Below are 11,429 nucleotides of genomic sequence, written 5' to 3' on the forward strand. Positions count from 1 at the left end.
CTTCATTGTCAATACTCTTGGAGCTTTGGCAGCATATTGCTTCTTTCCTAAGAAACCTACAATTGCCGTTCAAAGGACTATTGATAGACAATTGACCTTATTCTAATTCGTCGAACTCACGTTAATTTAATAAATTTGCAGAAAAATTCTGAATCATGATCAGTAAAACTTATCTCAGATATATTTGGCTGCTTGACACTATCAAGCGATCAAAATACCCTCTCACCTTCGAGGATATTGCTAAGAGATGGGAGGGCTCTCCATATGCCTATATGGGTGGTTTACCAATACGTACCTTCCACGAACACCGTAAAGGTATTGAAGAAATGTTTGGAGTTATCATAGAATGTGATAAATCCAAAGGTTACATATATTATATAAAGAATCCAGAAGTCTTGATCCAAAATCCTTATGCACAACTTTTATTGCGTAAGTATAGTGTTCCTCAGGACTTCTCAACCTTCAATATGATGCGTGACCGTATTTTGTTGGAAGAGATACCCCATGGTACTGGTTACTTCGACTCCGTTGTTGAGTCTATGAGGACAAATACAGAACTTGTGATTGACTATCAACGATATGAGGGACAACGAGAAACACTTACAATGCAGCCTTATTCTATGAAGGTGTACAATAGAAGATGGTATGTACTTGGCTATATTAAAGAAAAGGAATCTATCAGGCATTTGGCATTGGAAAGATTTCTTGACCTTCATGCAACGAATAACAAGTTTGAATTTCCAAAGGACCTCATCCCACGAAAGTACTATGACAATGTTGTGGGAATATATGTGAATGAAGAACTTCCTGTCGTTAATCTGAAAATAAGAGTGTATGGCGTGCAGACGGAATACATGCGCATGCTACCTCTCCATAAATCTCAGCGTGAGGGCGCATCAAAGTACGGTGAGTTTGCTGAGTTCTCCTATAGAGTGTGCTTGACACCAGAATTAAAGTCAAAGATATTGGCATTGGGATCAAATGTTGAGGTGTTAGAACCATTGGAATATCGTGAAGAGATTAAAAATGAAATATGTACAACATTAAATAGATATTGAGAATGATGAATTTTAAGAATGAGTTAGAAAATGTAATAGAGCAATCATTTAAGGAACTTCGTTCTGGATCGACAGGAACAAGATTAGTATTTCCTAAGTATAGTGGTGGTACAAAGAAGAGAGTCAGCGAACAAGAACTGCGTTTCGTTTTTGTAGAACTATTGCAACCTCTTCTTAAGAAATACGACTATTATTATTCTGTAGAAACTCCAACCGAAGACAAATACCAATTTTCTAACAAAGGGAAGTATTGCACACCGACAGCATCCGAAGACGGTCAATCTGCAAGTTTTGATTTGACTATAAAAGATTCTATTGGCGAAAATATTGCAATAATAGAGTTTAAGGCTAAAAGTGCATCAACTCATGAATATGCGAAAGATTTATGCAAACTTTGGAATCCTAAGGAAAAAAGCAAGTATAAGTATTTTATTAATCTATTTGAGAAAATAGAAAAGAGTACAGAAAAAGCATTCTGCAATAAATTAGAATCGTTGCCAAAGACGTCGAATGAAAAGGTCTTTATCTGGGCAGAGTCTCTTCGTGAAAAGGACAAAACTATAAGAATAGAAAAATAATGCAGCGTCCTCTGCGACGTTTTTGCAGAGGAAACACCATTTTTGATAGAATCGTGATGCTTTCATTCGTATATATATAATAGAGACATCTAATTTCAATAGTACAATGAACAGGAACATCACAAATTTCGTTAGTCAGCCAGTAGAGTCATTTATTAAAGAGGCTTCAGTGTATCCATTGCTCACTGTTGAGCAAGAAAATGAGCTTGTGGAGCGTATCAAGCAAGGTGACGAAGAAGCCATCCTGGACTTATATGACTGCAACCTCCGTTTCGTGGTAAGTGTAGCCAAACAGTACCAGAACAGAGGCAAATCAATGGAGGAACTGATAGGGGCTGGTAATAAAGGACTTGAACTTGCAGTGCGAAGGTTTGACCCACAGCGAGGCTTCAAATTCATTGCATACGCAGTTTGGTTCATTAGGGCAAGCATTCTTGAACTCCTTGAAACTTCAAAGAATGGTATGAATCTATCAGATCTCACAGAAGAAGAGAAACGAGAGCTGGTTTCAAGAATGTCCAACGAACGTGAAAAAGAGATGCTTACCAGATGGTTCGGTCTTGTAGACTCGCCAGAGTCACTTGAAGAAATATGTCAAAGCATGAATCTTACAACTGAAAGAGTAAAACAAATAAGAGAAAGGGCTATCAAAAGATTAGTGGAGAATGGAAAAAGATAACACAGTGTATCAGCAACGACAATGGATATTGGACGATTATAATTCGATAGTTGAAGAACCAGAATCTTATGGTTATGATAGCATAGACGGACATTTGGACGAAATGATACAAGATATTAAGTCAGATGTTGATAGTGTTTTTAAGTGTAATATAGACGTAAGCGTCATCAAGAATGTGATAACTGAATATGAAGACAAAAGAAAGAATAGCCCAGTTGTTCAATAATCTGGATATATGGATTGGGCTCCCGAAATATCAGGCAGAAAGAAGGCTTGACGTTTTCTTTGGCTTGTATATGGAAGACATTCTGAAGGAATGCCGTAGCGACCTTTTCGCAGAGGAGGATCAACTGATTCTTGTGCCAGAATTTCCACTTCAAAAGAACAAGTCCAATAATGAGTGTACCAATATAGATTATCTAGTATTCAATATAACAAAGAAATGTGTCCATGCAATTGAGTTGAAGACAGACACACATTCTGTTGACGATGACCAGATAGACTATTACGGCAAGTTCAAGCATGAGACTTCACTAGAAGACCTCTTCTCTTTTGCGAAGAAAAAAAGAGCTGGGCGCAGTGGCAGGAAGTACAGATACCTGTCAGAGTACATAACCGAGAACCATTTGGAAGAATGTCAAACGAAGGGAAATGTAATATACATATTGCCAAATTGCGATTTTCCTGATTCTATCAAGATTTCGGACAACGGTTTTGATTCAATAACATTCTCAGACATAGTAAACAGAATGGAGAAGTATGCTACTGATGACGAACTTCTAAGTGCCTTTATTCATTTTTTACAGAAACATCAATGAAGATAAAAATACATAGAGGACTCGACCAAATCGGAGGTTGTATAACGGAGATTTCCACGGAAACCTCCCGAGTTTTCATCGACTTTGGTCAGAACCTGCCTGGCAACGGCGATCCAACTACTCCCGAAGAGGACGAAGCAATGGTGACGGAGATATTTGCCCACAACAAGAAGCAGCATGAAGCCGTATTCTACACCCATGGTCATGAGGATCATGTCGGATTGTTTGAATACATTCCTGAAGATGTTCCTCAGTACATGAGTGAAGGAACCAAGGGATTGCTGGAGATAAAGTACGACGTTCTTTACGAGGGCGCAGACCTAAAAGTTAACGAACTCCTCGAAAATGAATGTGACTCGCAGGAGTATAGCGATGCATTGAATAGACTCATATCCGCTGACAACAAATGTAAGTTGCTCAACAAGATTGAGGTATGGCAACGCACTTCGTCACGCAAAGCTCCAGAAAGCATTAGCATTGGCGACATCAAGGTTACACCTTTCTTCAACTGCCATAGCATCTATGACTCCCACATGTTCCTCATCGAAGCAGACGGCAAGCGTATTTGGCACATGGGTGACTATCGCGAGCATGGTTACATGGGTAAAGGGCTGATTCCAACACTGAAGAGATATGCCACAGACATCGATGTGCTTGTTACCGAAGGAACAATGCTGAAGCGTGAAGACAAGTGCATCCATGAGCATGTTGTATCGTACAAGATGCAGAATGTGATGAAAGCCTTCAAGTACGTCTTCGTCCTTGCATCTGCTACAGACATTGAGAGACTTGCAGCTATCAAACAGGCTTCTATCGATGCAGCCAAACCACTATGCATTTGGTCTTTGTTTATGAAGAAGACGATGGCATACTACACAGAGCGCGAAGCAAAAGCATCAAAAGGTTTGTTCTCATTCGAACCATTGTTCTACAATGATCGACTGCTGAAGAAACTGAAGCAGACTGGTATGACAATGGTAGTAGGTACATCGCAGATGGAACGTGTAAAAGGATTGCTCGACAAGCTTCCCCAGGAAGAAACACTTCTCATCTACTCATCATGGAATGGTTACTACAAGGATCCAGAGCAGGTGAAAGCCAAGCCGAAGTACAAGCAGTTCCGCGAAATGTTCCACAATATAGTGGATATACACACCTCAGGTCATGCCGACCGCCAGACAATCGAAAAAGTCATCAAAATCGCTAAACCAAAGGAAGTTATCTGCATACACAAGGAAGCAGATGCAGAATTATAATATTGTAAGATATGGCAAATATCATCTATACAAATCATTTTGAAAAGATCGATCTGTTTCAAAGACTAAAGAAGGAAGGTCGGATTGTGAATACTCCTTTCCGGAATAAGGTTTCGGAAAACTCTTTTTGTTTTGAAGTTGGAATGAAGCCTTCCAAAACAGAAGAATACAAGGAGCGTTTGCTTCAGACAATAAAGGATGTCTTCGGAATCACTAACAGTTCTTTTGACGAAAAGTTTAACCAAGCTATAAATGGTGCAGGTCAGGAATGGAATGAGCTCAACGTATTCCACTCATCTTCACTCCTCACATTACTGTGTTTTTACAATGTTAGTAAAGACAATCCACTTTCTGTAGAGATTGAAGGCAAAACCTGTAAATTTACTACGAGTGAATTTGAAGTGTCTAACATCATCGGAAAGAATATAAGGGGCAGGAATTATTCATCCCATATTGACGTAAAGCTCACAGGAACATGTGAAGGTAAGTCTGTCTCATTATATTTAGAGTCCAAATTTTCAGAGTATGTTAACCAGAGGGGAAATACGTCCTTCTCATACACGGATGATTATAATTCAATATATTCTAAGCTGCAAGGTAAGATAGAAGACTTGGATATTAACATAGGAAGTGATAAGATAACATTGGTCCAAACCAACAACAAACGGCCAGCTCGTTATTGGCAAGGAATAAAACAAATGATCTCACACTACCAGGGAATGAAGAATTGCAAAGATGAGAGTAAACTCATCTACCTTGGAGAAATATTATATGACTTCCGTCCAGACATATACAAGCCGAATGACTTCTTCGGAGATTATGAAGACATACACAAGCAACTTGTAGATGCATTAGAAGAAATAGATTCACAACCACAAACCTTCAAGGTGGGAAAGAACATACTAACATATCAAGGGTTGTTCATTAACTACAGTTTGGATGAACGAGTACGCGAACTCTATGACCTATAATGTGTTGCATGAAATATAAAACAATAATACAGAACGAATATGAAGACAAGAATTATTTTATTGGCTCTCTTTTGTTCCACGATTGCACATGCTCAATCAATCATTGATCAGGTATTTAAGACGATAGTTCCTGAGACAGAAAGAGCATTCTATAATTTTCAATCAATCGATGGACAGACAAAAATCTTAGGCTATGGCAACGGCATAAGCAATGTGTATGACGAGAAGTGAAACACGTTAGAAAACCACAATGCTGGGCAAGAGGAACTTAATACGGGTTATTACTACTTGACCAGAAGCTATCAATATGATAGCAACAGAAAAACATATACTGCTACTGCTTGGGAGAAAACAGACTATCCAAATAAGTCGGCAAAATATGCCTATAATATTTGGACTGACAATTTTAACAAATTCTATAATGGAGAGGCAAACACTCTTTATTATCTAAGGAACGTGGATCAGGTTTTTCTAAGGTCTCACTCAGTTTCAACATTTAGTGATAGCTATACGGGTATCGCTGGTCAATTAAACCGTGTCAGTCATTATTATACCGCTTTAACAACAGAATTTGATTTAGTTGATTGGGATGGCAATATTTTGTGTAAAATTGAACCACCATATTACATATCTAACGGTTTTTGTCAAGCAATAGATGTAAAAGATAAAACATATGTGATAGTAACAGCATATAGTATGTACCCTAAGAGTGTCATTCAAGATTGCGACACATATAGTACTGCAGAATATGACTTGTCTTCAAAGGAAGTTGAGCCTGGTTATTATCATTATTTCATTTATGATTATGACAATAAAACTAATTCAATACAAATGATAAAGACAGATAAGTCTTTAGCAAACAGAAAAGAAGTCGCTCGTTATGATCATAATGGAATCAAGCTGAGTAGTCCACAAAAGGGTGTTAATATCATACTATACTCCGACGGAACATCAAACAAGGTGATAGAGAAATAAATGAGAATACTTCAAATATCAGATACCCACAATAGGCATAATGAGCTGACTAACCTTCCTGAAGCTGATGTTGTCATTCATTGTGGCGACTTCACAGAACAAGGCACAGAGGAAGAAACTCTCGACTTCTTAAACTGGTTCATAGAACTGCCATATAAACACAAGATATTCGTCACAGGAAACCATGACCTCTGTCTATGGGATGCTGAAGGCATAGAAGACCTCCCAGAGAACGTCCATTTCCTCCAGGATCGAGGATGTGATATTGAGGGCATGAAATTCTTTGGACTGGCGTACAATCATTCGGAAGAACTTCTTCCAAGCGGAATAGACGTACTTGTCACACATGAACCGCCAATAATGATACTTGATCAATCGTCAGGAACCCATTGGGGCAATGCACCTCTTCGGAATAGAGTGTTTGAGATTAAGCCTAAATACCATTTGTTTGGTCACGCACACGATGCTTATGGCACAAAAAAGCAAGAAGGCATTGTATTCTCAAATGGAGCAATCCTTGATGATAGTTATAGTAAGATTAATAAAGCACATATTTTTGAAATAACAAAATAGCGACTATGGATAAAAATACATTATATGAAGCGCTTGCTGGTTTCAATGGCGTATCTGACATTAAATTGGAATCGGTGAAACAAGAAGAATTATCAAAACAATTCTCCGAGGTAGCGAAAAGAATATTCAACACAGGCTATTTTGAGGTTAATGGAAGCCGACGCATCTACCCTACCGTTATTGAGTTCTATTATCACGAAGAAGTAGAAGGTGGATTGGAGGATCCAATTATGTACCATACTAACCTCAATAATAAGGGACAAGTTGATTATTATCCCTTCGGTTCATTTAACTTTCACGTTTCTGGCTTGGATGTGACCTTCGAAAAGAAGGATGAATATCGAGCATCCTTTCTTATAAGGGAATATGACGTGTATTCCCTCAAAGATGGAGCCTGGATAAAAGACAAATCAGAATGTCGTTCAACATATATCTATGAGGACATGCTAATGGGATTATCTGTATTTGATGGCATATCCATCAATTGGGTAACAGAACAGTCAGCCATCGAATATAGCGTTACTACAACAGAACGCAAAAATGTGGCTTCATACCATATAGAGAATAACAAATATGTTAAGGACGAGATAAGTAACGAAGACTACAAGAATCTGCCAGATTCAAAAAAAACTCTTTACTTCTCATATTCTGGAAAGAAATACAAGAAGTGTACAAGACAATGGAGTTATCATCGTTTAGTAATACTCTAAAAAAAAGTAGATTGTTTGAAATACTACAAGCAATCTACTTTTTATTATGTATTAAGGCATACATCTATTGTTGTATGGGAAATACTCCCAAGTTACACAATGCAATCCTCCCCCTCGTTCGATAAGAGGTTTAGCATAAATTGGAATGATTTCATCATCTGGAAAGAGTTCACTAAACTTAGCTATGGCAGCTTGGTCATTGTCGCACTTTGCATCCTTTGCCAAGCAAGGAAGCAGTACAGCACCTGGAACTTTCAGAAAATTCAGGTAACACCACGAATCTTCTTCAAGTTTGCAGTCGTATGACAGTTCCACAAAGGGAAAGTGTCCATCAATCATTTTTAATAAACGTTTGTAGTAGTCAATCTTTTTTCCTTTTGCTGTCTGGCAATAATTGTTAAGGAGAAGTCTGCCATCTGGTAAAGGAGCAACCATTCCATCAGTATGACCATAGGGCTCATCCATATCCCATGGAAGAAGGACAATATCTGCAGCAAGAGATAAGTGAAGTCTTTGTATCAACTCATGTAATGGCCAATACGAATTCTCCATTAATATCTTATCGGTCATGAAGACTGTACTAATTCTATTGCCATGTAGCCTCACATAGTTTCCTCCATCAAAAATGAATCCCATTCTAAGAGGAATTTTTATGTTTAGATCTTTGCATGCATCTATTTGGTTTGTGATATATTTGCGGTTACATTTTTTGTCCCACAAATAATCTGGTTTGTATTCATATGTAGCATAGTAACCATCATCAAACAATGATACTGGCATGTAGTCGCGACACCATATATCATTTGTGTTACTCAGTTCCATGTGATTAATACCAAGGCGGTCAAGAACCGCAAACAAATCTTGTGCAACTCCCTTGCTAAAACTTGTTGTACGCAAGTATGGCGAAGTGCAAATAGTTAATTTCTTATCCATAGTAGTTTCTTTCTATTGCCATTGTTACTTTTCCAGTTGAATTTTTGTTGTCTTTTACGACGTGCAAGTGCCGTATGTTCTTTTCGTCTTTGTTATCATAATATGCTATGACAATTCTATCTGACATAGGTTCTATATGTTCCCTAAAAGGCACAGAATTGCTGACTGTTGGTTTGTCAACAAACATACCTCTTCTTGCTGTCATTGATTTCTGAACTATAACAGGAATGTTAAGAGACAATGCTAAAGCCTTCAAAGTTGCCATCGACAAATCTAAGACTCTGCTTTTTTTCAATAGCATAAGCTCGGACGGCAGCTCCATATATTCTATGTCATCAACAAAAACATATTTTGTTCCAAATGATTTCCTAAATACCTGAGCCTTAGTGCAAAAATCAAACACCGTCATATAATCATCAGCGATTAGATAAAGATCTGCAATCTGTTCATCATTTTCTTGGCAAGACAATTTAACAATACCATCTTTATCAGTTGATGTCAATGAGAAATATTTCAAGTAATCAGTATCACCAAAAAGTCGATAAGATACATCTTTAGCGAACGTCTTTATGTCAGTTTTACGACACCAGACAACGGCTGATCTTTTTGCGTGGCTAATCAGTTGACTTATGACATCATTGAAATAGTTTTCTTTGTCATTATAACTTTCATATGTAATAACTGTTACAAGCTGTGCATCGGATGGATATTCTATCAAATCCATATCAAAATCCCAGAATATTTCTTCTTTGTCTTCCAATATGATTCCATCTGTACATCTAGCGAAGTCAATCATCACGTCAAAAACCTTCTGCAGGTTCTCATCAGAAACAACATTTTCAAGACCACAATTCCGTAATCGTACTTTGATTCCCGATAACAGATTTTCATAGTTGATGATTTCACCCAGATACTGATTCCAGCAAGAACTGAATGCTCTATCTATGATGAACCAGCACATAGTAGGTAGGTTAAAGTCAATATTGTCGTACACTGCTTTTTTCAGGACCCTTGGACAGAACCAGCCATGTCCGTATTTCGCTTTGGGATAAAAATCAATATACTTTAATGGCTTGATGTAATCCGACTTAAAGAGAATCAACTCTTGTTCTGCTTTTTTCCTGCTATATTCATTCCCTTCCGCAACTGCAAGTTGATATAGGTAGAAAGAGTAATTCAGGTTCTTTTCTACTCCGGCACCTTTGTCATAACAGTTTGCAAGTGTTAACAGAATGTCGTCACCTCTTTCATTAAGAGCATGAATACAATAGTCAAAGCCTTTATGGTGATTAAGGTGACGCTCTTCACCTAAGAGATAGATGTATGCAAGATTTTCTATTGCATTTATATCGTTCCCTACAGCAGCTTTTTCTAACCATTCAACACCCAAATCAACATCCTGTTCCACTCCTTTAGCATCGAGGTAAATGACACCTAAGCGATTCATGGCTTCATAACATCCCATGTTTGCTAGTTCTTTAAGCAAGGATATTTGCGCGTCTATATCAGGAGAACCATCTTCCGAATAAACACCATGAGCAATTTCTTCAATAATTCGGAATGCATGTTCCCAACTCTTAGATTCTATCATTAAAAATCTACAGAAGCCAAGAGCGTCATTTTTGTTTCTACATGATTTTCTTATCATAAGATTTACCTTTGATTATTAGTTGCCATTAACAGCTGTTTTTGTCGAATTCTGAGTGCAAAGGTCTATCTGTTTTCCTGAAAAAACAAAAAAAAACCGTTAATTCGGGTTAAGATTTTTTTAATAGATATTTACACGTAAGTGTATTGTTATTTAGTTATTTATAATAAACTGCAAACAATAATTTATAAAGCAAAAAGCCCATATTTACCAAGAGCAGACGGCAAATATGAGCTATTAAGAGATATTAATGAAGAATGTTAGTCCTGGATAACCAACCTCATGGCTGATTCATCAAGAGCAACATGATGAGCAAAAGATATTGAGTGTCCGTCAGAAATGGCTGACACATCAACGCCACGACGAACAAGCTCATCAATGAGAGCATGATCGTGTGCAGCACGAGCTGAGTTGAAACCACGGTTTCCTACCTGTGCATTAAAAGATTCAACAAGTGAAGTGAGAGGTGCTTCAGCGAACTGTGAAGCGAATTGTGATAAAATGTTCTTTTCCATGTTAGGATGTTTTTGAAGTTTAACTTAATCTTCCACATCGTACCTTGGCCACCGTGGCTGCCCTTTGGGCTTAGTTGAGGATTTCATCCTCAACCTCCTAAAAGCTCGGTTGGCGAGTTCGCTAAAAGCGACTGCTCTTGATGTTTCATGTGCAAAGGTACGAAAAATAATTGAAAGACAATCAATTCTAATAGGAAAAGTCAAAGATTAGGGTGGGAATTGTCCAAACAGGCATCAACAGCCAGTACGACAAAAGAAGGAGTGTCCTTCAAGCTAAACTGACGGAAAGTATCAAGCAAAGTGTTTAGTTTTGCTTCATACCTTCTGGCAATGGATTGAAAGACTCTCCTTGTCGTACCTTTACCAGAGGGTTATTCTTCTAATAGTCGATACCCTCACCATCAGAAGAATATCTCTACGGCAAACTGTTCATGTCCGTTTAGACAATGGTGTGGGCAACGATTATAACGAAAGAATACTCAGCAAAACTGCTCTACAATGTATTCAGACACTTCTGCAGCAAAAGTAATCTGCGATGGCAACATCTGTGAATACTTCTGCACGCAGAAATGATTAACCATAAAGAACTACCCCAATTCGGGATAAAATAGCGATTAGTTGCATGTGAAGACAGATACGTGAATTCTCTTCCCATACCATCAGACATGGGCTATATATAAAGAATCGAAAGAGATTATTCTGTCCTTAGAACAAT

The 11,429-nt window shown here is 37.9% G+C and carries 14 protein-coding genes and 1 riboswitch; of the genes, 11 read left to right on the forward strand and 3 right to left on the reverse strand.

Annotated elements, in window-relative coordinates; genetic code table 11:
* Positions 1-155 precede the first annotated feature (155 nt).
* The 11 genes from CIK89_RS05060 to CIK89_RS05110 all read left to right on the forward strand — a co-directional run bounded on the left by CIK89_RS05060 (position 156) and on the right by CIK89_RS05110 (position 7,618).
* On the forward strand, positions 156-1,058 hold the full coding sequence (locus CIK89_RS05060; RefSeq protein ID WP_094390320.1) for a YafY family protein: 903 nt from the start codon (positions 156-158) through the stop codon (positions 1,056-1,058).
* Positions 1,059-1,060: 2 nt separating this feature from the next.
* Positions 1,061-1,636: a hypothetical protein gene (locus CIK89_RS05065; RefSeq protein WP_094390321.1), complete on the forward strand. Its 576-nt coding sequence runs from the start codon at positions 1,061-1,063 to the stop codon at positions 1,634-1,636.
* Between the two features lie 106 nt (positions 1,637-1,742).
* A complete protein-coding gene (locus CIK89_RS05070; protein ID WP_094390322.1) occupies positions 1,743-2,315 on the forward strand; it encodes a sigma-70 family RNA polymerase sigma factor in 573 nt (190 codons plus the stop codon).
* Positions 2,302-2,541, forward strand: coding sequence for a hypothetical protein (locus CIK89_RS05075; RefSeq protein WP_094390323.1), 240 nt, complete (start codon positions 2,302-2,304; stop codon positions 2,539-2,541). The genes CIK89_RS05070 and CIK89_RS05075 overlap by 14 nt, the downstream gene beginning before the upstream one ends.
* Positions 2,504-3,133: a hypothetical protein gene (locus CIK89_RS05080; protein ID WP_144007193.1), complete on the forward strand. Its 630-nt coding sequence runs from the start codon at positions 2,504-2,506 to the stop codon at positions 3,131-3,133. Before CIK89_RS05075 ends, CIK89_RS05080 begins: the two co-directional genes overlap by 38 nt.
* Positions 3,130-4,389 carry an MBL fold metallo-hydrolase RNA specificity domain-containing protein gene (locus tag CIK89_RS05085; protein ID WP_094390325.1) on the forward strand — a complete coding sequence of 420 codons (1,260 nt, stop codon included), beginning with the start codon at positions 3,130-3,132 and terminating at the stop codon, positions 4,387-4,389. Before CIK89_RS05080 ends, CIK89_RS05085 begins: the two co-directional genes overlap by 4 nt.
* A gap of 11 nt (positions 4,390-4,400) precedes the next feature.
* A complete protein-coding gene (locus tag CIK89_RS05090) occupies positions 4,401-5,360 on the forward strand; it encodes a hypothetical protein (protein ID WP_094390326.1) in 960 nt (319 codons plus the stop codon).
* Between the two features lie 39 nt (positions 5,361-5,399).
* Complete coding sequence (locus CIK89_RS05095) at positions 5,400-5,591, forward strand: hypothetical protein (RefSeq protein WP_094390327.1); 192 nt, start codon at positions 5,400-5,402, stop codon at positions 5,589-5,591.
* 57 nt (positions 5,592-5,648) lie between these two features.
* A complete protein-coding gene (locus tag CIK89_RS05100) occupies positions 5,649-6,335 on the forward strand; it encodes a hypothetical protein (RefSeq protein ID WP_094390328.1) in 687 nt (228 codons plus the stop codon).
* Entirely contained in the window at positions 6,336-6,908 is a 573-nt protein-coding gene (locus CIK89_RS05105) for a metallophosphatase domain-containing protein (protein ID WP_094390329.1), read from the forward strand.
* A gap of 5 nt (positions 6,909-6,913) precedes the next feature.
* Entirely contained in the window at positions 6,914-7,618 is a 705-nt protein-coding gene (locus CIK89_RS05110; RefSeq protein WP_094390330.1) for a hypothetical protein, read from the forward strand.
* Positions 7,619-7,669: 51 nt separating this feature from the next.
* On the opposite strand, the gene CIK89_RS05115 is transcribed toward CIK89_RS05110, so the two are convergent.
* The 3 genes from CIK89_RS05115 to CIK89_RS05125 all read right to left on the reverse strand — a co-directional run bounded on the left by CIK89_RS05115 (position 7,670) and on the right by CIK89_RS05125 (position 10,714).
* The gene (locus tag CIK89_RS05115) at positions 7,670-8,551 is read right to left on the reverse strand and encodes an agmatine deiminase family protein (protein WP_094390331.1); all 882 of its coding nucleotides are present in this window, start codon (positions 8,549-8,551) and stop codon (positions 7,670-7,672) included.
* A complete protein-coding gene (locus tag CIK89_RS05120) occupies positions 8,544-10,199 on the reverse strand; it encodes a DnaB-like helicase C-terminal domain-containing protein (protein WP_094390332.1) in 1,656 nt (551 codons plus the stop codon). Before CIK89_RS05120 ends, CIK89_RS05115 begins: the two co-directional genes overlap by 8 nt.
* 260 nt (positions 10,200-10,459) lie before the next feature.
* Entirely contained in the window at positions 10,460-10,714 is a 255-nt protein-coding gene (locus CIK89_RS05125; RefSeq protein ID WP_094390333.1) for a hypothetical protein, read from the reverse strand.
* A riboswitch (SAM-I-IV-variant riboswitch) is annotated at positions 10,713-10,863 on the reverse strand. It overlaps the preceding gene by 2 nt.
* Positions 10,864-11,429 lie beyond the last annotated feature (566 nt).

This window comes from Prevotella sp. P4-119 (genome assembly GCF_002251345.1).
Classification (GTDB): Bacteria; Bacteroidota; Bacteroidia; order Bacteroidales; family Bacteroidaceae; genus Prevotella.